Genomic DNA, 24,794 nt, shown 5'->3' with positions numbered 1-24,794 from the left:
CCGAGTAGTCCCTCATCGCCATCGGCGGTCTTCTCGCTTCCTCCGGATCAAGCAGATCCAGTATCAGCGTGTCCACCACTCAGGGGGAGGCCCCGCCGCCGCAGGCTTCACGGCCGGCAGGGCAGTCACGGATGTGCTCACTGGGCCATGCAGGGAATCGTGTGCGGACGTTTGAGCAAGCGCGTGCGTGGGCGCGGGCTGCCTTGCGCATGGCTCGGAAGAATCGCCAATGCCCACGGCACCCCCACGAAAGGTCCTGCTCTCGATGAAGCACATCGGACGACGAGCCGCCGCCGGACTGGCAGCGCTCATGCTCCTCGGTATCGGTTCTGCAGGCGCCCTCGCAGCGGACGACCCGGACGACTCCGGCACGGTCGTGATCCTCAACAAGGGCGACAACAACAAGATCGCCGGACGGGACCTGATCGACGGCAACGACCACACCACCGGTACCGGCCACACCGTCACCCGGGGAACCGTGCCGCCCACCACCCCGATCACGACCGCGCCCCGTCACGTGGTGGCGTTCTACCAGACCGGTACCACCACAGGCGACGGCACCCCGTACGTCTCCCCGGCACCCCTGGCCGGGTACGCAGACGTAGTGGAGGTGGCCGCTTTCCACCTCAACGACCCCGCGCAGTTCCCGATCCTCACCCTCAACGACGACGCCCCCTCCGCAGCCAAGTACGCCCCGATGTGGCGCGACGTTGCCGCCCTGCAGGCCAAGGGAGTCAAGGTCACCGCCCTCCTCGGCGGCGCCGCACCCGGCACGTACACACGCCTCGACGCCGACTTCGCCATGTACTACCCACCGATCCGCGACGCTCTCAAGACCTACAAGCTGGACGGCATCGACCTCGACATCGAAGAGACCTTCACCGAGGCCACGGCAGAAAGACTCATCAACCAGCTGCGCACCGACTTCGGGCCCAACTTCCTGATCACCCTGGCCCCGGTTCCAGGCGACCTCACGGCAGCCGCCGGCAGCCGGCTCCCCGACGTCGACTACCGCACCCTCGAAGCCAACGTCGGATCCAAGATCAACTGGTACAACGCCCAGTTCTACTGCGACAACGGCAGCCTCGCCGACACCAGCGACTACGACGCCATCATCCAGAACCAGTTCCCCGCGTCCAAAGTCGTGGCGGCCGCCATCACCAACTCCAACCTGAACTGCTCCGGCTTCGTCGAAATGCCGACCCTCCAGAACACCCTGCGCAGCCTCGCCAACAGGTACCCCGGATTCGCCGGCGCCGCAGGATGGGAATACGCACCCTCCCGCGACGTCAACGCCACCAACTGCCCCACCGGCCCCGCCAACTGGTACTGCGCCGTCAGGCAAGCCCTCCCCACCGCAACCAACCCCTGATTTCCACTATCCTCCGGGCTCCCGCAGCTGAACGAGCGCCTGGCGGTGATCGACGCAGCCGAGGATGCCCGGCACGTCCACGGACGGCCGACTTCGATCGGCTTCGGCTTCGACTTCGAGCAGGAACGGGCACTGCTCCATCCACTGCCGGCGGACGGCTACCGACTGCGGTATTGACCTGACGCCGGCGGTTCATCGCAACGGCCGGGTCACGGTCGGCCAGTGCTACTACTCGGTGCCCGCAAAGTTCATCGGCCGCCTGAAGGTGCGGGTGAAGCTCAAGGCGAACGAGCTGTGGATCTACGGCGGCTGGCACGTCGTGGCGGCCCGCCACCCGCGTCTGACCCGCCGTTACACCTTCCACGACATCCTGGAGGATCACTACCTGGAGATCCTGCTGGTCAAGCCCGGCGCGTTCGTTGGAGCCTCGGCGCTGGCCCAGGCCAGGGCCGAGGGCGGCTTCACCAAGACCCACGAAGCGCTCTGGGCGGCCGCGAAGCAGAAGGCCGGCGATGGGGAAGGGATCCGGCTGCTGATCGAGGTCCTGCTGCTGCACCGTCAACTGTCTGCCCACGCGGTCGTCGCCGGGATCACCACCGTGCTGGGGATCGGCTCGGTCAGCACCGACCTGGTCGCCATCGAGTTCCGCAAGGCCATCGAGGACACCGAGGAAGAACACGACACCAGCGGTCAGGACCGCCCAGACGAGGAACCGGCCGGTGGGCCGGTCGAGAAAGAGGTGACAGGCGGAGCGAAGGTCGTCTTCCTTCACGCCCGCCGCCTGCCGGCCGACTCGCGGCGTGTCCCGTGTGGTGACCGAGCGTCATGCGGCCGGCTCCCGCCGGGCGGGGAGTGCACTCGGGACCGATCCGACCGGTCATGAAAGGGGATTCCTCAGCATCTGGTGTACATGGGCTCCGGCGGCGAACGGAAGCTCCGACATACGCCGTCGATATCTGTCGCACACTTCCGACAAAAGCTCTCCATCGGCATGCCCGAGCGAGTGCAGGAACTGGCGCACGGCTGCGCACGCATCGCCTACGCGCAGCCCGGTCCTGGCGAAGAACGTGGCGTTCGCCGACCACAGCCGGTAGGCAAGACCTCGCACCTCTGCCGGAGGGATGGAGGCTCTGGAGCCGAGATCCACAAATGGCGGCAGGTAAGGCGCCCGGGTGACGAGACCGCCGGAGTCCTGAACCACGAGACCGCTGTCGTCGGCACCTACAAGGAGGTCCCTCAGATCGATGAGGTCCATCGGCCGAGGTTTGTCCGGTTCGATTGCGGACATCAGGGAAACCGTACGCGATATCTCTATGCCGGCGCCTTCGAGTAGCGCCGAGGCGTAGTCGATGGTGGCGCCCGTCCAAATGTCGTCGTCCATGAGGACGACCGACTTGGCCGCAATCGCCCCCACTTGCTCCTGTGGACTGGGCCATCCCGGGCGCGCGACTATTCCATGCGAGTGCAGCTGCACATCGAACGGGTGAAAGACTCGTGATATGCCCAGTCGATGGGTTGCCGGAGTCGAGGTGTCCAGAGAAACGACAACCTTGCCGACGCAGAGCTCGCGGGCCACCTCCCTCTGCTTTTCATGGCTCAAGAGGTCGACCGTGACCCGCGGCCCTCCGGCACCGAGCAGACCGGCTTGTATGCTTTTGAGGACGCTGTATTTGAACTCGGCCAGGGCAGGCTCAAGGACCCTTCTGGGCACCGACTCACGCCAACGTCTTGTAGCCCACTCCAGATCGTCCCGCACGGCGTATCGGCGAACGGCTTGAGTTCTGACAGCGCCGCCGCACCGACCGGATGCACTCTCTGCTGCTGCGGGGGTTTCCGCTGCCGCGGCGCGGATCTTCGTGGAAGACATGAAAATCGACCTGGGGAAAGCGGGGGCGGCGATCACCCTTTTTTCGTGTATTGCAGATTCCATCTTGGGGTCTTCCAAGACTTGGGCGAGCTGACTTTCGCAGCCTCCTCGCGCGACGATCACGCAGCGGCCGTGCCTGACGAAGCATCGGGCAAATTCTGAATTATCGGCCCCGACGACCAGCACCACTTCGCATTCTTCGTCCCATGACCGGCGCAGGTGGTTCTGGAGACGGAGCAGGACCGTCGTGAAATTTATGGGGTTGGCCACCCACTTCGATTCCCACGGGCAAGCCATGATCCAGTCATGCTGCGAGATCCTGTCATGGACAAGCGCGAGGCGTTCATCTGCCGGCACCGCCTCATGGGACAGCTTGACCGATACGTAACGATCGTGACTGGGAGACAGGTAGGCGCCTGCTACGTGCTCTCCATTCGATTCAAGCGCCCGGCGCGCGCTCAGCAACATGTCCACATGTCCCTGATGAATCGGAGAGAACGCCCCGGTGGCCAGCAGGACGAGGGGCCTGGCTCGGCCCGTACTTCTGGTCAGTTTGTGAACCGGCGTGCAGAAGAACGGCTCAAGTTTTGCTTCCTGAAGGTCTTCCTGAGTTGCCCCGTCGTCAAAATATCCGGTGCTCTGCAGCGCTGATGCGCCCCACTCCGTGATCACGTCCCGGTAGAAGGGGTCACGCCATGCGTGCTCCTCCTCCGCGGACACGACCATCGATGATGCGAGTGCCACGTGGTCCCCCTGGCGACGGCGATTTCCTCTTGCTTTAAGCCGGGCCTGTCGGCTTATAGAGCACATCGGTTCTGAGAATTGTCTTCGTGCCCTCGAGGAGGGGGGCCGAGTCGTGAAGTGTTCGATGCCAGAAGAGAAGTGCATCGCCCGGTACGGGGTGGTGCGCAGTCAGTATCTCCTCGGGCTTCGCGGCCCGCTGCCAGTCCGAAAAGTCTCGCTGTGCAAAAGCAAGGTCGTTCTGCTTGTCGGCGATGAACCGCGTTTCTCCCCCCACTGCCTCATACGACAAGTAGAGGACCACCGTCAGGAGGGTTCGTGTTCCGTCCGGGGCCCGGTAGGGCGCATCGTAGTGCGGGACGAGAAGTCCGCCGCGCTCGTACCTGATGAATCGCATCCTCGGATTGACGGACAGCGGCTTCCAGGACATCCCCTCCGAATCGGTCGGATCATCGGGCTTCACCTCCAGCGACAGGCACGACTGGAGTCGTCGGTAAAATTCTGCAGCCAGGGCGCCGGAGTCGGCCGTAGCGCGCAGAGAACCGACCGGATCGCCCGGGGAGTAATGGGACAGAATGCCGTCCCGTCCCGTCGGAACAAGGCGCTGGGCGGCGAGCTCAGCCGAGAGGAGCTCCACTTCGGCCGAAGTGAGAAAATTCCCGATCACTTTGGCATCGACGTGCGGAAGTTCTGACACGGTCGGGGCCCATGACCCGCCGGCCGAGATGCCCAGCTCCGTGTCCCGGGAAAGGCGAAAGGGATTGACCGCCATTCCTGCCATTTTCAGTCCTCCGCCCGGGCGGTGCCGTGGCCGTGACTCCAACCGCCCGGGACGGCAGAGGGCAACACATTGAGGTGTATGGCCGGACTGCTGGCCGCGTACTTGTGTGCGTTGAAGGAATGGAGAGACTCCAGGCGGGTTGCCATTTCCTGGAATTCAAGGTGGGCTGATTCCGGCCAACCCGTCTTTCGTATCTGCCTCTCGTCGGACGGGAGTGTGAGCCAGTTGAGATAAAGCTCGACAAAGTCGTACGGGGTTCCGAAGACGTCTTCGTCCGTGCGCCCGTCGTACATGTCACCCGTGGGAATGGCATCGATGACGGAGCGAGGCAGTTCCAGGTGGCGAGCCAGCGCGTACACCTCGCTTTTGTGCAGGTCACTGATGGGCTGAACGTCGACCATCGCGTCGGAAGCCTTGCCGAAGAAGCCCAGGTAGGCGCCCTCGTCGCGGTTCGTGGTCCCCAGCACGATGGCGGCGTGCCCGCGCTCGGTGAGCGTGCTGACGGCGTAGTAGAAGGCCGGCGTCCGTATGTAACTGGCGAGCTGTCCTGAGGCCCAACCGGCGCCGGCCCGAGGCAGATCCGCGTCCACTGCGCTCTTGAGGGCCGAGTGCGCCCCGGTCAGGTCGACCAACAGGGGGGTCAGGCCCAACGCATCACAGACCTCCCGGCTGCGGTTCACCCCGTCGGATTGCCCTGTCGCTGCGGAGGTGTCGTAGATCGGCGCCATCACCGGAACGACGTTCACGAGCGGCGAGCCGGGGATTTTACGGGCAGCCTCCGCGATGGCCAGCACGACGGCCGAGTCGACACCGCCGGATATGCCCACGACGACGGAGTCGAGTCTGTTGTGCTGCAAGTACCCGTTCAGGACCCGGCACTTCTCGCGGACGTAGTCGGCTGCGTCGAACGCTCGGGCCGAACGCATTTCAGAGAGGCAGTCGAGGAGGGCGGGGTGCAGAGCGGAGAGCGGGGGCGGACTGACGTGGCGCACAGAGTTTTCCTAGCGGGATGCGTTCTTGGGATGAGGGGGGGAGTTCGCGTGATCACGACGCGACTGATAACGACACCGCCCCAAGCGCGCCGTGCGTCTCCAATGCCCGCTCCTCGCGCGCCAAGCCCATTGAACGGAATGACGATACGGCATGGACTTGGTCCCCATCGCTCGCCACCGGTTGGCCGGTCTCCGGCGGGCGTCCCGGTCCACGAGCCGGCACGGCTCCGGGCCCACGGTCGACGTCATGTCCGGCCGCTTGCCGACGGGTTGAGGTACCCGTGGCCCGATGGGCGCAGAGAGCGGAGATCGCTGTCGTTATCGTCATGGTGACGATATTAGACCGCGGTGAACTCTCGAGGCAAACGGTGATGGCGCGGAGTCACCTGCCGCTTCGGCCGAGGCGGGGGGCGGATGCTGATCCGACATCAGTCCCTCCGACCCCCGCCTCGGCGCGGCTGCGGCGTGAACGGCCTGAAGCCCGACGCCGCGAAACCCCGCATCCCGGACCATTCGGCGCGCCGACCGCCGTCGATCGAGTGGATCACGACGAGGTGACCACAGAAGTCGCACGGGCGCACGGCCCCACCGGCCGGACCCCGAACAGACACGTCATCGCTCACGCAAGAAAAAATGTCGGCGGGTGTCGGCAACGATTCCAGCGCGGGGGCGCCGGGAATGCCACTCGGAAGTAGAAACGGATGGATGGTTGAACACCGATTCGACACATCTACCAGGGGAGGTGTTGGTTCCATCGGCACGCCGGAGACGGAAGCCGACCCCGCGCCCCGACCTGTGGCCCCAGGGCTGGCTGCGCGTCGCTGACGGCTTGGCCGTCAGCGACGCCTTCCCCCCGCCGAGCTGTATCCACGCCAACCCCCCAACTGGCCATCGTGGAGCTCGTGCAGCGTGTCGCTGCCCGCACGAGCAGACCGGGCCGGGCTCAGCAGTCGTAGCGGTGGGCGTACGGGGTGTCCGGGCAGATGCGGCAGACGAAGAAGTACATCCCGCCGAGGTCGCCCAGGCCCATGCCGTGCCCGAACGCGTTAAAGGCGGCGGGGTCCGCCTCAGCCCGCCAGGACGGGACCTCGGCACGGTCCTGGCGGGGGTCGCGGTCGTCCAGGGGGAGCCAGCAGCCCATGCCCGGTTCCGTCGCGGTGACGCTGAGCAGGTGCTCCATGCGGGTGCTGCAGCCCGCGCAGTCGGGCCAGTCGGGCCCCTGAGTCCACCCCGGGTAGCCACCAACCTTGCTTTGCTGCGTGGTGGCCACCTCGAAGTAGTCGAAGCCCCGCTCTTCCTCCAGGGCCTCGAACCGCTCCTCCAGCAGCTCGCTGAGCCCCTCCGGCAGATCCCAGTTCGGGTACTCCACAGCCGGAGTGGGGGACACCGTGCACGGACGAGGCAGGTAGTCCCCCTCCGCGGTATGCGGGCGGGGAGGCTCCCCGGCAGCCGCGTCGACCGCCGTCAACGCCGTGCTGCGCCAGTGGAGGCTGGGGTTGGCCGCGTACTGGCCGTCCTCGTGAACGAGCGGGCACCACAGGACCTGCAACAGGTCTGTGCCGGCGGGGAAGTCGAGGCCGGGCACGTCCCGGGCGTAGAGCTGGACCACTGGGACCATCGCGACCGGCTCGGGCCCGACGGGCGCGCCGAGCGGCTTGTAGTGGTCCGGTTCGGCGCACATCGGCCAGGGCTCGTCAGCCGGCCACAGCAGCGGCCCGCCGACGGAGCTGTCGCCGGGGCCCGGCTGCCCTGCCCGGGGGTAGAGGAGGGTGACCTCGCGGGCCGTACCGGTCAGCTCGGGAAAGACTGCCTCGACGTCGAAGGGGATCGGTGCCAGCGGCCTGGGCCCGGTCGGCCGGGCCTGGGCGGTGTCCTGCTGCGTGTGCCCTGACGGCATGGGGTCTCCTGCTGCTGGTGGTGGTACGCCGCCGACCCTAGCCCCCGCCCCTGACAGCTGGCGCGTCCCCCTACCCCGCGGCCCTGCATCCGGCCCTTGGGGGAGACATCGTGGTCATCCACGTCGGCCGCATCTGCTGACACGGCCCGGGCGAATCTGTGGCGCGCTCGGCCTGGGCGGAGCGCTACCGTACCGGCACCCCCGCTTCCAGAGGGACGTCGACGGCTGCTGCTTCCGTCCGGCCGGAGTGGGCGTCCCTGCCCTCCGGGGTCCGTGCGTACGTCGAGTCCCGTCTGGGGGCCGAGGTGGTCCAGGCCGAGGGGAAGACGGGTGGGTTCACTCCCGGTGTGGCCTCCCGCCTCGGACGTCGCACCCGATCCCTCACCGGGGCGGCGTCGCCCCCACCGTCCGCGCCGGTCTCGGGGCGGAATCCGGCGAGGTGTATCCGCCGAGACCTCGCAGCGCAGGAGGTCGGCTGCTCTCCGGCGCATGGATGATCACGAGGGCGTGGGGTCAGGTCCGGGTGAGGCCACAGCCGGTGTCGTCGAGGGCGGCCGTCCCGACCTTGGGGTCGAACCACCTGACGACCTCGGGGAAGACCACCCGTGTACGACGACAGTCGAGTTGTCGAGCCGCAGAAGAGTCGGGCGTCCCAGAAGAGGCCGCCGCAATCGTCCGGCCCGGCAAGCGCGCAACGTTGACGGGCACGTCTCGTGCGGAGAGTTTGTTCCGGCCCTGGGTGGCGAGGCACTCGGCCTGCAAGGATGTCCTTTTGGCACTGAAGGTTGGGCAGGGGCGCGTGAGTGGAACCAGGGGCCGACCGTACGCAAAGCGAGCCGCCGGCAGGCTGCCGTGCGGTTGCTGCTGCTGATCGAGGCAGCAGCGCAGGATCCGACCCCGGATTGTGAGGTACCGGGCGAGACGGCCGGTGTTGTTCGCACACAGGTAAGACTGCAGAAGCTGGACTTCTGGGTGCGCTACCCGGACTTCCTCACCTCCCAGCTGATGGCCTGGTGCGAGGAGGGCCCGCAGGCCTCAAAAGCTCGGGTGCGCGTTGGCCACTGCACGACCGGCACGGCCTCGGCGACCTGCGTCAGCATCGGCTCCACCGGCAGCCTGAGCATCACCCCAGAACCTCCCTTACGCATCGTCCCCCCTTCTTCCAAGGGTCCGCTGGACCGGGGCCGGTTCGGCCGGGTGGGGCGCCGCGCAGCCGTCGTTACGTGCGCAGGCGGAGGACAACGACTTCGGCACCCACCAGCAAGCTCCCATACATCACCGAGCCGGCCCCGGGACTGAGCCGGGCCGTGTCCGGCCCACCCCATGCGTGGCCACCGCCCGGCTCATGGGCGCGGCCGGGGCGACGCTCGGGCGAACCCGGCAGCCACAGGGTGGTGCGGCCTCAGTGCAGCGAGGACGAGCCAGCCCGCCGCCGCACCGACCATGTACCAGAACAGGTCAGGCGCGTTAAAGGTGGAACCGAGAATCAGGCGGGCCACAGCGCTGTGCCGGGAGAGCTCCGCCGGCACGGCGCTCAGCTGGAGGAATTCGATGGCCCAACTGGCAGCCAGCGCGGTCCCGGCCGCGCGCAGAGGGGTCAAACGGGGCGCGACGAGAACGGTGAGGGCCAGCAGCAGGACCGTGTACAGCGCGTCTCCGCCGTACTTGGCCACACTTCCCGCCGCCACGGTCCGGAGTCCCAGCCCCGCGCCCACGGTCACCACCGCGGCCGCGGCCGCCATCAGCCGGGTCCGCACAAGGTCGGTTGCGGTGGTGCTGTCACGGCATCGGGAAATGAGGTTCACGGGGTCATACTGCGGCAGCCCGGGACCGGCCTGCCAGACGGGTCCGGTAGCCCGTGTAGCCGCGAGCGTCACCCCCGGAGAAGGTGGACGGGTGGATCGGGAACAGAAGCAGCGCCGCGACCGACTCTCCGCCCGTATACGGCTGAAGAGGCAGGCGGCCCCCACCGATGATGCAGGAGCAGAGGCGGCGCAGCGCCGCGTGCTGCTTCTCGACGTGCGCCGGACCTGTCCACCGCGCAGGCGGTGGAACGGCAGACGGTGGGACGGCCGCGATGCGTGGGCTCAGCCGCCGAGTGTTCCCCGAGCCCGACGTCCCGAACGGCTCGCCGGCCCCGAAAGACGGACCCGACCGGACACGGCCTGAGTGCGCCCCCGGGCGTCGGCCGCGAGTCGATGGGAGATTGGGCTCTGATGCTGGTGCCCTGGTGGAAGCCCGCTGACACCGTGGGCTCACGGGGCATCGCTCGTGGGCTTGGGAGTGTGTGGTGGGGGATCGCCGCGACGGTGAGAGGAACACCCATTCAAGCCGTGAGACAGCGGGAAGCTGCTCAGCGCCTCGTCTCGTACCTGGTCAGGACCACGCCGCCGGGAAACGTCCGCGTCTCCACCAGGTTCAGGTTCACCCAGCTGTCCAGCGCGGTGAAGAACGGCGTGCCGCCGCCCACCAGGACCGGATGGGCGGCGATCACGTACTCGTCGATCAGCCCGGCGCGCATGGCCGCCCCGGCAAGCGTTGCGCCGCCGATGTTCATCGGGCCGCCGTCCTCGGCCTTGAGCCGGGTGATCTCGGCGATCGCGTCGCCGGTGACCAGGCGGGTGTTCCAGTCGACCTCGTCGATCGTCGAGGAGAACACCACCTTCGGCGTGTCCCGCCAGTTCCGCGCGAACTCGATCTCCGGCGGGGTGGCGTTGGGCTGCTGGTCGCCGGTCGGCCAGTAGGAGCTCATCGTCTCCCATAGCTTGCGCCCGTACAGCGACAGGCCACTCGCCTGCTCGTGGTCGAGCCACCACTGGAACAGCTCGTGGCTCGGCGGTCCGCTCCAGCCGATGTCGTCGCCGGCCGCGGCGATGTAGCCGTCCAGGGTCAGGTTCATGCCGTAGATCAGTTTCCGCATGGCCCAGCCTTCCGTCCGTGGGTGTCCGGCGTATGGACCAGCGCGGTGCGGGAAACTCGTCGGTGCGCGATATGGGCTCGCCGGTAGTCCTCGTGCTCGGGGCTCAGCGTGGTGTACTCGGCCGACACGGGCAAGCCGACTGACTCGGAATGTTTGCATGGCGGAGAGCGCGCAGGCGCTGTAGAGCGAGGGGATGGCAGAAAGGCCCATAGCACGCCTGGGCCGTCTCGCGGGGGCCCCTATGGTTCGGGCAAGTACCTGCGGGGCGGTGGAGGCTCGGCGGCGTCAGCCTTCGGTGGTGGTGTCGGCCTCGGAAGCCTGCGGGCGGCAGTCCTGCCTGGCTGAGCTCGACGATTTTGGTCCGCCCGTCGAAAGGGCCGCCGACAATCTTGATGCCGACGGTGTTGTTGACGATTTCACCCGCGAGCCAGCGACGGATGAGTGCCAGGTGCTCGGAATTCTCGTCCCCCATGCCCGAAGCTGACCATGGGCTTGGGCGGAGGGCAAGTAGATCTCAAGTCGCTCGGACGGGTTGGGGTTCGTAGAAGGAGCATGGCGAACAGGACATCGGCCCGGCGCCGGGCGAGGCAGAGCAGGGCCTGGGCGTGGTGTTTTCCCTGGGCGATCTTCTTGCCGTAGTAGGCCCGCGATGCCGGGTCGCCCAGGCCCGCGAAGGCGGAGAGGAAAAGGGCCCGTTTGAGCTGCTTGTTTCCTCGTCTGGCCGGTTGTTCACCGCGGATTGAGGAGCCCGGGCTCCTGGTCGGCGGGGCGAGGCCCGCGTAGGCGGCGAGGTGGCCGGCGGTCGGGAAGGTGCTGCCGTCGCCGAGCTCGGTTGAGGTGTATTCCGCGCGTGCTTCCACGGTTCCGTCTGAGGGTTACCGCGTGGCACGTGAGGAGGCGTCGCCGGAATGAGGTGATTCGTATGCCGGTACCGAGAATGCCTGTGAAAGCGGGGTGGCGAGCGTGTCCGAGGTCGCGGCCAGGGGATCTTCCAGGGTTAAGGCCGGCAGATGTGCAGACCGGCAGGCGTAATGCGAACAATTGTTCGCAGGTGGCGGCTTTGGGTCTCTGTCCTGGCATTCGAGGGCGATCTACCATTAAGGAGGCTTATTGATCCCCGCACCTGGCTGTGGCCAAACGGTAGGGAGGCCGGCATGGAGTTCGGGAACGGACCCGGGGCAGTGGACGGCTCGCACTATCTGCCGATTTCCGAGCACGGTCTGATCGGTGATCTCCGCACCGCCGCGCTCGTCGGGACCAACGGCACGATCGACTGGTACTGCTGCCCCCGCTTCGACGCGCCGAGTGTGTTCGCGTCGATCCTCGACGCCGAGCGGGGCGGGTCCTGGGAGCTCGCCGCCGACGTGCCGGCGCGTACGCGGCAGTTCTACTTCCCCGACACCAACGTGCTGATCACGCGGTTCTACGCCGCCGACGGGGTGGCGGAGATCCAGGACTTCATGCCGGTCGTCGACGAATCCCGCGAGGCGTCCCGGCACCGGCTGATCCGGCGGGTGATCTGCGTCCGGGGCACCCTGCCGTTCCGGGCCCGGATCGCTCCCCGCTTCGGCTACGGCGCCGAACCGCACACCGTGCGCGCGCAGGCCCACGAAGCCGTCTTCGAGTCCCCGTCCCTGTCGCTGGCGCTGTCCTCCACCGCGCCGCTGGAAGCCGACGGCACGGACGTTTCGTCGCACTTCAAACTCCTCGAAGGCGAGTCCGCGGTGTTCGCCCTCGACCGGATCACCGATGACCTCCGCCCGCAGGCCTGTCCACGCGCCGAGGCCGAGGAGCAGTTCGAGGCGACGGTCCGGTTCTGGAGCCGCTGGCTGAGCCGCTCGCGCTACCGCGGCCGTTGGCGGGAGATGGTGAACCGGTCCGCGCTGACGCTGAAGCTGCTCACCTACGCACCGACGGGTGCGATCGTCGCCGCGCCCACGACGAGCCTGCCCGAGCGGGTCGGCGGTGAGCGCAACTGGGACTACCGGTACGTGTGGGTCCGCGATGCCGCCTTCTGCGTCTACGCGATGCTCCGCCTGGGCTTCACCTCGGAGGCCGAGGCGTTCATGGGCTTCCTGTCCGAGCGGTGCATCGAGCCGGGGGCCGGCCCCCTCGGTCCGCTGCAGATCATGTACGGCATCGACGGGCGCAGTGACCTGCCCGAGTCGGAGCTGTCCCACCTGGAGGGGCACCTGGGATCGGCGCCGGTGCGGGTGGGGAACGCCGCCACCGGTCAGCTCCAGCTGGACATCTATGGCGCGCTGATCGATTCCGTCTACCTGTACGACAAGTGGGGGAAGCCCATCAGCAGTGACCACTGGGACGAGGTCGGTGCCGTGGTGGACTGGCTCTGCGACCACTGGGACCAGCCCGACGAGGGCGTCTGGGAGACCCGGGGAGGCCGCAGGAACTTCGTCTACTCGCGGCTCATGTGCTGGGTGGCGATCGAACGGGCCGTCCGCATGGCCAACCGGCGCGGGCTGCCGGCCGACCTTCCCCGCTGGCAGCAGAGCCGGGACGCGATCTACCGGCAGATCATGCGCGAGGGCTGGTCGGCGAAGCGCGGAGCCTTCGTCCAGGGCCTGGGCGGCGACGTGCTCGATGCCTCCGTGCTGATGATGCCCATGGCCAAGTTCATCTCACCGACTGACCCCAAGTGGCTCTCGACCCTCGACGCACTCACCACGGATCTGGTCTCCGACTCGCTGGTCTACCGCTACGACCCGCAGGCCAGCCCGGACGGCCTGGCCGGTTCCGAGGGCACGTTCTCGATCTGCTCCTTCTGGTACGTCGAGGCGCTCACCCGCGCCGGACGCCTGGAGGAAGCCCGGCTGGCCTTCGAGAAGATGCTCACCTACGCCAACCACGTCGGCCTCTACGCCGAGGAGATCGGCCGCAGCGGAGAACAACTCGGCAACTTCCCCCAGGCGTTCACCCACCTTGCGCTGATCAGCGCCGCCTTCAATCTCGACCGCGCCCTCGGCTGAGCCCACGACCGGACGGCCACCATCAAACTGACGCAGCCGAGCGCATCACCGGGATCGCGGAAACCACCGGGTTCCGGTGATGGGCGCTCACCTCCACGGCTTGTTGCCGTGTCCGGTCTCGCACTCCACAACGACGAGCGGTGCATGGAAGGTGCAGACCGTCTGGGCCAGCCGCGGCCCGGCTTCCGCAACGAGGAAATGGCCTGCCTCGAAGTGGCGTGGCGGTATCAAGGGCGCCGCGACGACAACTGACGTCAGCCCGCCCCTGTTGCCCCGCTGGGGCCTCGTCGTCGACGGAAACGAGCAGCAGCGGCTGCTGGACATAGCCGCCGGCTGCGGTGGCACCGACGTGGCGTTAAAGCTCCGCCCCGTAACCCGGCCGGCCTCGGGCCGTTTCAATGGGCCGCCACGGTCGGCAGCATCCCGGGTGCCGGCTCGGCGGCGCCGTCCTTCACGCCGCCCTCGCGGCCGCGCGCGCCGGCGCCCGTACCAGCCTGGTGTCCGTCGTCGGCCGGGATCTCGCCGCCCTCCCCGACCACCAGCGGCACCCGAGCATGGACTGGTCCGCCCTCGACATCGGCACCGGACCGTCCGCCGCCTTCACCCTCACCTACGGCGACGACGACACCCTCACCGCCCGCCACGCCGACTACGGCGCCTCCCAAAGCTCATCCTCGACCGCTGCTTCATCAGCGAACTCGCCTACGGCCCCTCCACCGCGGCCGCAGTCGCATCACCTGGCCGCAGGCGCTGGACTGGTCGACCTCGTCACCACCCGCAAGGGCGCCCTCATCCATCTCACCGCCACCCCCGATCTCATACGCACCCGGCTCCTCGCCCGCGACGGTGAGGCCCCGCAGCTCCCCGAACCGGCCGCCCTCGTTGCCGCGTACGACAAGGTGTTCCGCACCATCGCCGTTCACACGAGCGTCCTCACGATCCACGCGACACCGGGCGGTACTCAGCCTCATGGACGAGAATCGCCGTAGCGGAACGTAGGGCGATGCGCCCCCGCTAGGCTCCTGCGGCATCACCTGTACCTCACGCACGGAGGCATCGATGGACATCCGCGAAGCCCAGAAACCCGCCTGGGAGAACAAGGTCGAGAAGGGCTTCAACACCACCGATGTGCCACTGGAGTTCGGCCTCCTCAACGCTGAGGTCGGCGAAGCCTTCACCGCCTGGCGCAGGAGCCTGCCCGACTTCGGAGAGGAACTCGCCGACGTCGTCCCCTACGTCGCCGCCCTCGCCGAGATGACCGGCATCGACCTCGCCACCGAAGTCGAGCAGAAGCTCCTCAAGAACAGCGCACGGACCTACGAACGCAACCCTCATGGCGCCCTGGCCCGCGTCTCCGGAGACTGACCCAGCCATCCACGAAGCGCTCACGACCCGGCCGGCCAAGGCGGCCCGAGGGCCCGCACCCCCACACGGTGCGGGCCCTCGGTCAAAAAACTCACGTCACCCACCCCCTGATCGCGAGGAGAGCCGTGCCCACAGAGCAGCCCCGACCACTCCTCCCCCGGGAGGAGTGGCTCGCCGCCATCGCCCGGCCCTACACCGGGACCTGCGTCCTCGTCACCGATGACGAAGGCCGCGTGCTGATCGTCAAGCCGACGTACCGCGCGGGCTGGCAGTTTCCCGGCGGCACCGTCGACCACGGCGAGGACCCTGAAACCTGTGCCCGCCGCGAGCTCGCCGAGGAGACCGGCCTCGACCGGCCCATGCTCGGCATCCTGACCGTCTCCTGGTCCCCGACCGGAGCCCGTCTGGGCGGCCCCGCCGTCAACTTCGTCTTCGACGCCGGCACCGTCCCGACCAGCACCCCGGTTCGCCTGCCCGAAGGCGAGCTCGAAGCACACACGTGGGCGCACCCGGCCGAAGCCGAACAGCTGCTCCTGCCGTCAGGCGCCCTCCGCCTGCACGCTGCCCTCCAGGCCCGCGTCACCGGCACCGTACGGATGCTGCGCAGCGGCGACGACTGCTGACCCCCCCTCGCCCTCGGGAGCCTGAAGGCCGAGAAGACCGCCGAGTCCGGCGGGGCAGGTCAGAGTGCGGTGGTCGGCGGAGAGTACGCCCAGGGCGACGATTTCGTGGTTCTCGTCGTCCCAGTGGGTGAAGGCGACCCGGTCTTCGGTGAACCCGCATGCCTTCGGGGACTGCCAAGACGATCTTGATGGTGCCGATGGTGCCGATGGTGCGCTGGCCGGTGTTGCGGACGACGAAGGCGGGGTAGAGCCAGCGGTCCTGGCTGGCGGTGATGGCCAGCCCCCAACCAGGCACCGTGCGGGATCAGCACGCAGGACGCCCGCTGAACCCGCCTGCAGTCCGCCGACATGACCAACCGACGGCCCGGCGCCGTGCCGCGCACACCGCGTTCACTCGAACGAGCCCGCACGGGCATCTCGGATCGGCCTGGCCGGCTGTGCGCGGCCGCGGGCCCCTCAGGCAGTGCTCGTACTCATGAACACCGATCAACGGCGCCGCAGCAAGGGGGCGAGGGCCGCTGCGACCGCGGCGCCGACGACGGGCGCGAGCAGGTACGCCCACAGATGTCCGGTGGAAGCTGAGAACACGGCCGGCCCCAACTGCCGGGCGGGATTCACGCCGCCGCCCGACAGCGGTCCGAGGAAGACGATGGCGGCGGTGACACAGGTGCCGATCACCGGCGGCAGGAACCGTAGGAGCGGGGGGCGGGTGCCGAAGAACGCCACGATCAGCATGATCACGGCCATGGCCGCGGCCTCCACAGCGAACACGGCACCCGAACCCCATCCCCGGGCGGGCGTCAGCACCGCGTAGCCGACCTTCCGGGCGGCGTCGCCCCACACCAGATCGGCCAGGGCCACACCGGCCACCGAGCCGGCCAGCTGGGCCACCACGAACGGCAACACCGCTTTGCCGGGGAAGAAACGCAGCAGCCACAGGCCGATGCTGACGGCCGGGTTGAGGTGACCGGCGGTCTCGTGGCGCATGGACGGGCCGAGCACGGCTGTCACGATGACACCGACCAGCAGGCCCATCACCACCAGCTGGGAGGCGAGCGTGGGCAGCAGACCGGCCAGCGGAGTGCCGGGACCGGCCATCCACCGCGCGGTGGTGACCACGATGAACAGCAAGCCGGTGGTCAGCGCGAACTCGTAGACGGCGACCATGGCGAGCGGGGTGCGCCGCGCGGGCACTGGCGAGGGTGCTTCAGGAGGCGGCGGCGTCTGGGTTTCGAAGGATGTCAATGTCACTCCATGGAATTCTGCGAACGTGTCCTTCACCCGGTGCAGGCTCGTGCCGTTCCCCAGACGGATGGCACGGCGTACGGGGAGGGACTTGCCTCCCTGCCATTCCTACCGCGCCCATCGCACTCCCGGTTCGGTGAGCGCGGCGAGTCGGTCGGGTGGCGTCGGTCGTGGCGTTGACGTTGGCCAGCCAGCCACACCCCGGTGCGGTGGTACGGGTGGCCCGGATGCTCGGAGTGTTCGCCGCCGGGCGGACAAGCCCCCGGACAGTTACCTCGCCGGACTCCACCGGCGCGCCTCGGCGATCTGGCTCAAGAGCCTCACCCGAACTATTCGGTGATCACGACTCGGCAGGCGCTCCCGGTGTCGTCGGGGTCCCGGAGTCAAGCGCGGTCGAGCATCCCGTGGAGATGGTGCCCGCGGGCCGCCTCGACCTCGTGGACATGGGAACCAGCGTTGAGACCGTCTTTTTCCCGTGGCTGCTGAAGCAACTGCGCTGAGCCGGGCGCTGCCCGGCCATCCCCTCCTGCTCCCAGTCAGCCCATCGAGACGAGCACGGCGCGGAGTGTGTCAGTAGCGTCGGCGCCCAGGTCGGTCAGGCTCCGAGTGCCGGCGGCGGCTGAACCCGGACGCTCGGACTCCGGGTCCGGCAAGTGCGAGGCCCGCCCTCGTGGGCGCTCACGCTGCGGCACAGTGGTCGTCGCCGGCTCTTGGCATACGCAGCAGATGCATCCGTGGCTGGTCCTGGCCGACGACGCGACGGCGGAGGACCGGGTGTCCGGCTGGTTTACGGAGATGGATGCCGCCTGCTGGCCGGGCTGGTGGCCGGGGAGATGTCTGTGCGTCGGCTGGCTGCGCCGGGCACGGAATCGTTGGCGGTGCCGGGCGAGGTCCGGGTGGGCGACCGGTTCCGGCCGGGGGCGGGCGGCCTGCGGGTGACCCTCGCCTGGCCGGCCCGTCTGCGGGGCGCCGCCTCGACGGGATCGGCGGGCGAGGTGGTCCGCCACGGGTGCCGTACGCCGGGCCAGGGGAGACGTGCGTGTGCACCCGGCACGCCTGTGGCGGCCTCGTCCCGGTGTCCCGGTGTCCCGGTGTCCCGGTGTCCCCCGGTATGAGGAGCACGGCCACGCCGCCGCACCCGTGTTGGAGTGGCATCCCGGCGGCGGCGTCCGGTGCGCCGGGCTCGCGCGGTCGCGTGCCGGCGCGACGGCCGGTAGGCCTGCGCACGCCTCAGGCACGTGATTGCACGACGGCCGCCACCGGGCAGGTGGCGGCCCAGCGTGGTCAAAGCGGTGCGCTCGTGTCCGGACGTACGGGAGGCTCACCGGGTGACTTACCCAGAACACCGCGGCGGTGCCGGACGCCCACGCCCTGCCAGGGCATCCGCACGTCCGGTCGGCCTCGCGTCGTCGACTGCCGAGGCAAGGGCGCGTAGCGTCGGTGCGGCGTTGTTCTGTTGGCTGTTGTGTGTGGCGCCTGTGTCACACCAGTGCCGCGCCGCCGTCTATCGCGAGTGTGGTGCCGGTGACGTAGGCGTTGGCCAAGACGAAGAGATAGGCCGCCGCGGCTTCGTCGGCGGTGCCTACACGCCGTGTGAGCAGCTCGGACCCGGCGCCCTGGAGGAAAGCCTCCGGGTCCGGGACACTGCCGTCCCACAGCTCGGTGCGGATCACACCGGGCTGGATCACGTTGACGCGCAGAGGGGCGAGTTCGACGGCGAGTGCCCGCGACAGCGCCTCGATGCCGCCGGTGATACCTGCCGTGAGCGCGGTTCCGGACAGGGGGCGGATCGCGAGGACGCCGGAGCTGAAAGTGATCGAGCCGCCGTCGCGCAGTCGCGGTGCAGCGTGCTGGGCGGAGAGGAACGCGCCCCAGAACCGGCGCTCGAAGACGGCCCTGGCCTCCTGCGGGGTGGTGTCGACCAGCGGCTTGATCAGCAGAGATTCGCCCGCGGTGTAGACGAGGTGGTCGAACTCCCCGACCTGCTCGAAGAACGCGGCGATGGCGTCGCCGTCGGCGACGTCCAGGCGGCGGCCTTCAGCCGGCTCGCCCAACCGCTTCGTCGCGGCGTCCACGCGGTCCTGATTGCTGGAGGCGACCACGACGTCCGCGCCGGCCGCCGCGGCCTGTTGGGCTACCGCGAAGCCGATGCCGGAGGTTCCACCGATGATCACGATCTTCTTGCCGGCCAGAGACATGGGAACCATTCCTTCGTCGATGCAGTGCCGGGGTTCGGCAACCGCCATGGCAAGAACGTACGCCTCCACATCGAGACGGTGAATGACTTGAGATCTCGATTCCCTGTCATATCGTCTCGCCATACAGGCACTAGAGTGGTGCTGTGGACATCCTGAGCAACACCCTCGAAGTCCTGCGCACGGGACGCCCGATGGTGACTCGCACCGACGCGCACGCCCCGTGGGCCCTGAAATTCCAACCCATCTCAGGAGCCGGATTCCACGTGGTCGTGGAAGGGCACTGCCACCTGCTGCCACCGCACGGCCAACCGCTCGCGCTCGGACCCGGCGACATCGTGTTCCTGCAGCGCGGCAGCGGACACACCCTGTGCGATGTGCCGGGCCGCGATCCGGTGGACTTCGTACCGGACCGCGTGGACCGTTCCTCGCCGATCGGCCAGGTCACCGTGGACGGACCAGGGCCGCACACGGTGCTGGTGTGCGGCGCGTACGCGATCGACGTTGACCGCCCACATCCGCTGTTCAGCGATCTACCGGAGGTCATCCACCTCCCCGCGGCTCCCGGCCGCCACCCGGTGCTGCGCTCGGCGGTCGATCAGCTGTGCGCCGAGTTCCACGCGCCGCAGCCGGGCTCGGACGCGGTCGTCACGGCGCTCATCGATCTGCTGCTGCTGTACATCCTCCGGTCGTGGTACGCCGAACTGCCGAAGGAGCGGACCCGGGGCTGGGCGGCCGCGCTGACCGACCCGGCAGTCGCCCCGGCCCTGAAGGCGATCCACGACGATCCCGGCCGTCCCTGGACCGTGGAGTCTCTGGGCACCCGCGCCGGGCTGTCCCGCGCGGCCTTCGCCCGACGCTTCGCCTCGGTGGTCGGCGAGCCGCCGTTGACCTACCTGACCAACTGGCGGATGGCCACCGCGGCGCGGTTGCTGCACCAATCGCCGGCCCCGCTGAGCACAATCGCGCAGCACACGGGGTACACGTCGGAGTTCGCCTTCGCCAAAGCCTTCAAACGACACTTCGGATCGCCGCCGGGGGCCTACCGCAAGCAGGTCAAGACGGCAGGCGACGAACCACGCGGATACGACTGACGGTGAGGGCCAGGACATCACCGCAGCAGATCGGTAAGCGGTGGCCGCTGCCGATCACGGCCTCGCGGTGGCCCCGATGCGGCGGAACGCCGGGCGGACGGGTGCGAGCTGTGCGTCATCCACTCCGTGGCCGGGTGGCCTGCTGTGCTGCCCGGCGGGCCACGCCCGCACCGGGTGCATCGAAATCGTACTACTGGACAGAACTGGTGCCCCGCGTGTCGAACTCCCGGGCCAGACCGACGGTGTGGAGCCGTGCCATCTCCGAGTCCTTGATATCAACCGGCCCGATCGGGGTTGACTTGATGCTGTCCCAGTTGTACCGGTCGTAGATGTTGAACTGATAGTCCATGCTGATCTTCGGCTTTCCGTCCGCGCCCGGAACGACGGACACCTCGCCGGAAACCACCCGCTGATGACCGCCGACGCCCAGATACCAGTCCCGGTTCTGGAAGTTCGGGCCCGTCTCGAGCGGAGGTCCGGGCGCCCGGTACTCCACGGGAATCGAGACGGGCGCACCACCGGCCTTCTCGAAGGCGGCCAGAGCGCTGGTAGATCAGTTAGGGCGGTGCTCCGCGGGGCGGGTCCGACCGCTCGACGATTCGGTGGTCGAGCGGGTCGGACGCCGGTGCCGGGGGCGGGGTCAGATGAGGCCCTGGGCCAACATTGCGTCGGCCACCCGCTCGAAGCCGGCGATGTTGGCGCCGGTGACGTAGTCGCCGGGGGCGCCGTAGCGTTCCGCCGTCTCGTACGCGACGTCGTGGATCGCGCGCATGATCGCACCGAGTTCGTCCTCGACGCGCTCGGCGGTCCAGGCGGTTCGGGCGGCGTTCTGGCTCATCTCCAAGGCGCTGACCGCGACGCCGCCCGCGTTGGCGGCCTTGCCCGGGCCGAAGGCGACTCCCGCCTCCTGGAGGATGTGCACCGCCTCGGGGGTGGTGGGCATGTTGGCTCCCTCGGAGACGGCCTTGACGCCGTTGCGGACCAGGGCCAGGGCGCCCTCCGCATCGAGCTCGTTCTGGGTGGCCGACGGGAAAGCGACGTCCGCGGCGACGTCCCAGACACGGCCGCCGGCGACGTAGCGGGCGGAGGAGCCGCGGTACGCGGCGTACTCGCTGATCCGGGCCCGCTCGACCTCCTTGACCTGCTTGAGCAGGTCGAGGTCGATGCCCTTTTCGTCGACGACGTAGCCGGTGGAGTCGGACGCGGTGATCGGGTTGGCCCCGAGCTGCTGGAGCTTCTCGATCGTGTAGATCGCCACGTTGCCGGAGTCGGAGACCACGGCGGTCTGGCCGTCCAGGGCGGCCCCCTTGCGGGCGAGCATCTCGGCGGCGAACAGGACGCTTCCGTAGCCGGTCGCCTGAGGGCGGATCGCGGAGCCGCCCCAGCCCCGGCCCTTGCCGGTGAAGACGCCCGCCTCCCAACGGTTGGTGATGCGCCGGTACTGGCCGAAGAGGTAGCCGATCTCCCGGCCGCCGACACCGATGTCACCCGCCGGCACGTCCGTGTGCTCACCGATATGTCGCTGGAGCTCGGTCATGAACGACTGGCAGAACCGCATCACCTCCGCGTCGGAACGGCCGTGCGGGTCGAAGTCGCTGCCGCCCTTGCCGCCGCCGATGCCCAGTCCGGTGAGGGCGTTCTTGAAGATCTGCTCGAAGCCGAGGAACTTCACGACGCCGATGTTGACGGACGGGTGGAAGCGCAGGCCACCCTTGTAGGGGCCGAGTGCACTGTTGAACTCCACCCGGTAGCCCCGGTTGACGTGGACGGTGCCCTCGTCGTCCTGCCACGGCACCCGGAAGATGATCTGACGCTCGGGCTCCACGAGGCGCTCCACGACCCCGGGCTCCGCGAACTCGGGACGGACGGCGAAGACGGGGTCGAGCGTGGCCAGCACCTCCCGCACCGCCTGGTGGAACTCCGGCTGCGCGGGGTTGCGGCGCTCCAGCTCGGCACGGAGCGAAGCCAGTCTGTCCTTGGGAGCGTGCGGAGCCCTCTGGTCCTTCACGGGGATGTCCCTCTCGCTGGTCGGTGTCCGGGGTGCTCGTACGGATTGCTTTGATCGGGTCGGCGAGGCCTACGGGTACGGTCCTGTCGTACGCGTCCGGGCCTGAAGACCGGTGGTGTCGTGACGTCCCCGCCAGCCAGCGGGGGAGCGGTGCGCACGGGGCCGTGCCGAGTGGATCTTGCTGGCCGAACGGTCCGGGCAGCCTATTCCGCGGGTCCCGACCAGCCCCGAACCTCTATCCGAAGACCACAAAAAGACGCATCAGCAGGACATCCGACCACCCTCTCGGACATCTTCGAACGGGGGCGCGTTCGTGCGCGGGCGCGGGGCGGCTGCGGGTCACCGTCGTGCACACGTTCCAACGCAAGGGTGACCCCCGTACGTACGACCAGCTTGATCTTCAACCTGTGCGGCGGGGTCGTGGGGTCGTTGACTGCGCCTTCCTGGACGCTGTAGTCCCCGTTTTGCGGGGTGTGTGGACGTCATGACGTGAGGTGGTGGGTCGCGTGTTCTTGCGCCTGGTGGACGTCCAGGTCCAGGGCGGGTGCGTTTCGGTGCTTGGGCTCAGCAGGCGGTGTCGGGGCGGATGTGGCGGAAGTCGTCGCGACGGACTCGGGCTGGGGTGAGGCGGCCGGACGGCGTGCATTTCACCCGTGGACGGCGTCGGCCGGCTGCCAGTGGCCGGGCCAGTCGCAGTTGGGTGGAGACCGCGAGGATCGACCAGGTCCAGTGGTCCGCCGTCTCGGGTGGCGGATCTTCGGGCAGGTATACGGGAACGTTTCGTCAGGGATCTCGGCCATGTGCGGCCGAGCGTCGTTCCGGCCTCTCCATATGCGCATCCTCAACCAGGTGTGCCCCCCTCCCGAGCGGGGTCAGCAGGCCCAGCTGTCGTGTCCTGGCGGGAGTTCTCCACGAAGAAGGCCGGCGAACGCGCGACCACACGCCAGCAGGGAGTCGATGGGCAGGTCCACGTGGAAACCTTCGTAACCGCCCCCGTGCCGTAGGAGTTCACGAGATCCTTCGGGATGGCGGGGCCCATGCGAGCAGTCGCTACAGGACGCGCTCCGAGAGGTGAAGCGCGAGCGCGACGCGATCGGGGTCCGTACCGAGGTGCCGGCCCAGACAGGACGAGACGAACCCCACGAAGCCGGTCGTGGCTTGCATCTCCCAGTCGTCGCAGGCGCGGGCCAACCACTCTGGGGCGTCAGCGACCGCCTTCGCTTCCTGCGCCAGGAGGTACAGCCACACTTCGGCTTGCTCGTTCCTCGTCACCACGCCCGACCCTCGAACGCCGGCGGGACGACGCCGGTGCCAAGGGCCAGGCCAGCCTCGCGCGAGCAGATATACGGGTCACAGCAGCAACTCACAGAACGACGGACATCCCCTCGCGAACCGCACTCTAGGCCTGCTTGGGGGCGAGCGCCCGGGTGTCCGTGTCGACGCGGTAGTTCTCGACCACGTCCGTCAGGTGGCGGATGACCTCCTGGGGGTCGCCGTCGGCACTGACCTCCGGAACGTCCAACTCCGTTACGCGCTCACCCGCCTGCGGCACGAGTCTCGCCACCGGTGCGCCGGGAGGAGACGCCGCGAGGGCGGAGATGAATCCCTGCTCGTCGTGTACAACAGAAACACGCATGCCGAATCCCTCCAGCGATCTCTGGCGCGGTCAGGCGGTGGTGCGGGTGAGGTAGGCGGTGTAGGACTTGACGGTTCCCTGCCCGCTGAGCCCGCTGTTCCTCGCCTTCGCCCAAAGGTAGGACTGGACATTGCTGATGTCCCCGGAGCCGATGTCCTTCTTGCCCACCGAGACGTCGTCGAACGTCAGCCAGTAGAGGGTCTGCCGGAAGTCGGTGACCGGGTGGGCGGACACGGTGAAAGTGCCCTGGTCGAAGAACGAATGAGGGCCCCACGTGACCTCTCCCCGGTACCCCGGGGGCAGGTTCTGGACGAAGTAGTAGGAAAACGTCTGAGTGGCCATCGCTTCCTCCTGGGTGTGTGGACGTCCGGATCAGCGCATGCCGCCGTTCCCAGAGTTCCGCCGCCCGCATTCCGGGCGTCGTTCACACCCGCCGCCCGAGGCGCTCGCGATCGAGCCTTATGCGCAGCCGAACTACTGGCCGCGACGTTTACCTTCACTTTCCACGGTGATTCCGAGGGCCCGGTGGCGCAAGTCGATCCGGCTGGTGCGGTCTCACCCCAGCCGGAGTCGCCGCGCAGACTCCCACCCGGACGGTCTGGCCCCAGGTCAGGTCAAGGCGTCGTCCTCCATGCCGTCGCCGAAGGCGACCAGGGAGGTGCCTGTGCCACGGGACGGACAGGCTTCGCGGAGGTACCAGAGGAGGCGGAAGGCGACTCCGTCCACAGCCTCAGCGACGACGGCTGGCGCCGGCGCTACGTCGACGGCTCCGCCGCCACCGGCCACACCCTGGAAGCCCTCGATCCCGGCCTCGATCCCTGCGTCACCGGACACCCGCTGGCCGCGATGCTCCAGCGTATCCGTCTTACCGGAGTCCACGGAGTATCCTCCGGCGGGAGTACATTCCTCGATGCCCTCGGGGAAGGAAGGTTCCGCGCCTTGCCGGACGGTGGTTGGTCGTGCTCGCCCTCGCGGACGGCCCGCGGGCCGGTGCGGGTGCCATGGTGACGCCGAGGTCGGCGAGCCGTCGCTGCTACGCGGAGCCCGGCTATGCGGGCCACCGTCTGGCGC

The 24,794-nt window shown here is 68.5% G+C and carries 21 protein-coding genes and 2 pseudogenes; 7 read left to right on the top strand and 16 right to left on the bottom strand.

What is annotated here, in order from left to right; all coding sequences use genetic code 11:
• The first annotated feature begins 229 nt into the window (after nucleotides 1–229).
• Nucleotides 230–1,372 carry a chitinase gene (locus ACIQUT_RS33785; RefSeq protein WP_403568653.1) on the top strand — a complete coding sequence of 381 codons (1,143 nt, stop codon included), beginning with the start codon at nucleotides 230–232 and terminating at the stop codon, nucleotides 1,370–1,372.
• A 64-nt stretch (nucleotides 1,373–1,436) separates the two neighbouring features.
• Nucleotides 1,437–2,255, top strand: coding sequence for a Mu transposase domain-containing protein (locus ACIQUT_RS33780; protein WP_403568652.1), 819 nt, complete (start codon nucleotides 1,437–1,439; stop codon nucleotides 2,253–2,255).
• Here ACIQUT_RS33780 and ACIQUT_RS33775 read toward each other — a convergent pair.
• From ACIQUT_RS33775 to ACIQUT_RS33745, 7 genes and pseudogenes are all read right to left on the bottom strand, one after another.
• Nucleotides 2,250–3,983: a hypothetical protein gene (locus ACIQUT_RS33775; RefSeq protein ID WP_403568650.1), complete on the bottom strand. Its 1,734-nt coding sequence runs from the start codon at nucleotides 3,981–3,983 to the stop codon at nucleotides 2,250–2,252. The two genes, ACIQUT_RS33780 and ACIQUT_RS33775, sit on opposite strands and share 6 nt — an antisense overlap.
• A gap of 34 nt (nucleotides 3,984–4,017) precedes the next feature.
• Nucleotides 4,018–4,752 (bottom strand): 2OG-Fe(II) oxygenase, encoded by a 735-nt coding sequence (locus ACIQUT_RS33770; RefSeq protein ID WP_403568648.1) that lies wholly within the window; start codon nucleotides 4,750–4,752, stop codon nucleotides 4,018–4,020.
• Nucleotides 4,753–4,763: 11 nt separating this feature from the next.
• Nucleotides 4,764–5,753, bottom strand: a complete 990-nt coding sequence (nadE, locus tag ACIQUT_RS33765) for an NAD(+) synthase (protein ID WP_403568646.1) — start codon at nucleotides 5,751–5,753, stop codon at nucleotides 4,764–4,766.
• 943 nt (nucleotides 5,754–6,696) lie between these two features.
• Nucleotides 6,697–7,650: a hypothetical protein gene (locus ACIQUT_RS33760; protein ID WP_403568644.1), complete on the bottom strand. Its 954-nt coding sequence runs from the start codon at nucleotides 7,648–7,650 to the stop codon at nucleotides 6,697–6,699.
• A 1,343-nt stretch (nucleotides 7,651–8,993) separates the two neighbouring features.
• Nucleotides 8,994–9,392 carry a DUF2809 domain-containing protein gene (locus ACIQUT_RS33755; RefSeq protein WP_403568662.1) on the bottom strand — a complete coding sequence of 133 codons (399 nt, stop codon included), beginning with the start codon at nucleotides 9,390–9,392 and terminating at the stop codon, nucleotides 8,994–8,996.
• 611 nt (nucleotides 9,393–10,003) lie between these two features.
• Nucleotides 10,004–10,570, bottom strand: a complete 567-nt coding sequence (locus ACIQUT_RS33750) for a dihydrofolate reductase family protein (protein ID WP_403568642.1) — start codon at nucleotides 10,568–10,570, stop codon at nucleotides 10,004–10,006.
• Nucleotides 10,571–10,986: 416 nt separating this feature from the next.
• Nucleotides 10,987–11,388: pseudogene (locus ACIQUT_RS33745) on the bottom strand (transposase); the annotation flags it as partial.
• Nucleotides 11,389–11,724: 336 nt separating this feature from the next.
• Here ACIQUT_RS33745 and ACIQUT_RS33740 point away from each other — a divergent pair.
• The 4 genes from ACIQUT_RS33740 to ACIQUT_RS33725 all read left to right on the top strand — a co-directional run bounded on the left by ACIQUT_RS33740 (nucleotide 11,725) and on the right by ACIQUT_RS33725 (nucleotide 15,545).
• Nucleotides 11,725–13,557: a glycoside hydrolase family 15 protein gene (locus ACIQUT_RS33740; RefSeq protein WP_403568640.1), complete on the top strand. Its 1,833-nt coding sequence runs from the start codon at nucleotides 11,725–11,727 to the stop codon at nucleotides 13,555–13,557.
• A gap of 398 nt (nucleotides 13,558–13,955) precedes the next feature.
• Nucleotides 13,956–14,546, top strand: a complete 591-nt coding sequence (locus ACIQUT_RS33735) for a hypothetical protein (RefSeq protein WP_403568638.1) — start codon at nucleotides 13,956–13,958, stop codon at nucleotides 14,544–14,546.
• Between the two features lie 70 nt (nucleotides 14,547–14,616).
• A complete protein-coding gene (locus ACIQUT_RS33730; RefSeq protein ID WP_403568637.1) occupies nucleotides 14,617–14,922 on the top strand; it encodes a hypothetical protein in 306 nt (101 codons plus the stop codon).
• A gap of 125 nt (nucleotides 14,923–15,047) precedes the next feature.
• Nucleotides 15,048–15,545, top strand: a complete 498-nt coding sequence (locus ACIQUT_RS33725; protein WP_403568636.1) for an NUDIX domain-containing protein — start codon at nucleotides 15,048–15,050, stop codon at nucleotides 15,543–15,545.
• Between the two features lie 486 nt (nucleotides 15,546–16,031).
• Here ACIQUT_RS33725 and ACIQUT_RS33720 read toward each other — a convergent pair whose 3' ends face one another.
• Both ACIQUT_RS33720 and ACIQUT_RS33715 read right to left on the bottom strand, forming a co-directional pair.
• The gene (locus ACIQUT_RS33720; protein ID WP_403568635.1) at nucleotides 16,032–16,739 is read right to left on the bottom strand and encodes an aquaporin; all 708 of its coding nucleotides are present in this window, start codon (nucleotides 16,737–16,739) and stop codon (nucleotides 16,032–16,034) included.
• A gap of 1,532 nt (nucleotides 16,740–18,271) precedes the next feature.
• A complete protein-coding gene (locus ACIQUT_RS33715; protein ID WP_403568634.1) occupies nucleotides 18,272–18,988 on the bottom strand; it encodes an SDR family oxidoreductase in 717 nt (238 codons plus the stop codon).
• Nucleotides 18,989–19,131: 143 nt separating this feature from the next.
• On the opposite strand from ACIQUT_RS33715, the gene ACIQUT_RS33710 reads away from it, so the two are divergent.
• Nucleotides 19,132–20,079: an AraC family transcriptional regulator gene (locus ACIQUT_RS33710; protein ID WP_403568633.1), complete on the top strand. Its 948-nt coding sequence runs from the start codon at nucleotides 19,132–19,134 to the stop codon at nucleotides 20,077–20,079.
• Nucleotides 20,080–20,269: 190 nt separating this feature from the next.
• On the opposite strand, the gene ACIQUT_RS33705 is transcribed toward ACIQUT_RS33710, so the two are convergent.
• The 7 genes and pseudogenes from ACIQUT_RS33705 to ACIQUT_RS33675 form a co-directional block, all read right to left on the bottom strand.
• Nucleotides 20,270–20,575: a hypothetical protein gene (locus ACIQUT_RS33705; RefSeq protein WP_403568631.1), complete on the bottom strand. Its 306-nt coding sequence runs from the start codon at nucleotides 20,573–20,575 to the stop codon at nucleotides 20,270–20,272.
• 144 nt (nucleotides 20,576–20,719) lie between these two features.
• Nucleotides 20,720–22,093, bottom strand: a complete 1,374-nt coding sequence (gdhA, locus tag ACIQUT_RS33700; RefSeq protein ID WP_403568660.1) for an NADP-specific glutamate dehydrogenase — start codon at nucleotides 22,091–22,093, stop codon at nucleotides 20,720–20,722.
• Nucleotides 22,094–22,487: 394 nt separating this feature from the next.
• Nucleotides 22,488–22,860 (bottom strand): annotated as a pseudogene (locus tag ACIQUT_RS33695) (transposase); the annotation flags it as partial.
• Nucleotides 22,861–23,137: 277 nt separating this feature from the next.
• Nucleotides 23,138–23,359, bottom strand: coding sequence for a hypothetical protein (locus tag ACIQUT_RS33690; protein WP_403568630.1), 222 nt, complete (start codon nucleotides 23,357–23,359; stop codon nucleotides 23,138–23,140).
• Nucleotides 23,360–23,486: 127 nt separating this feature from the next.
• Nucleotides 23,487–23,723 (bottom strand): hypothetical protein, encoded by a 237-nt coding sequence (locus tag ACIQUT_RS33685; RefSeq protein WP_403568628.1) that lies wholly within the window; start codon nucleotides 23,721–23,723, stop codon nucleotides 23,487–23,489.
• Between the two features lie 30 nt (nucleotides 23,724–23,753).
• A complete protein-coding gene (locus ACIQUT_RS33680; protein ID WP_354750246.1) occupies nucleotides 23,754–24,065 on the bottom strand; it encodes a hypothetical protein in 312 nt (103 codons plus the stop codon).
• A 267-nt stretch (nucleotides 24,066–24,332) separates the two neighbouring features.
• Complete coding sequence (locus tag ACIQUT_RS33675; protein WP_403568626.1) at nucleotides 24,333–24,602, bottom strand: hypothetical protein; 270 nt, start codon at nucleotides 24,600–24,602, stop codon at nucleotides 24,333–24,335.
• Nucleotides 24,603–24,794 lie beyond the last annotated feature (192 nt).

Origin of the sequence: Streptomyces sp. NPDC090445 (genome assembly GCF_044769385.1) — a bacterium.
Classification (GTDB): Bacteria; Actinomycetota; Actinomycetes; order Streptomycetales; family Streptomycetaceae; genus Streptomyces.
This window is presented reverse-complemented; position numbering and strand designations above follow the sequence as displayed.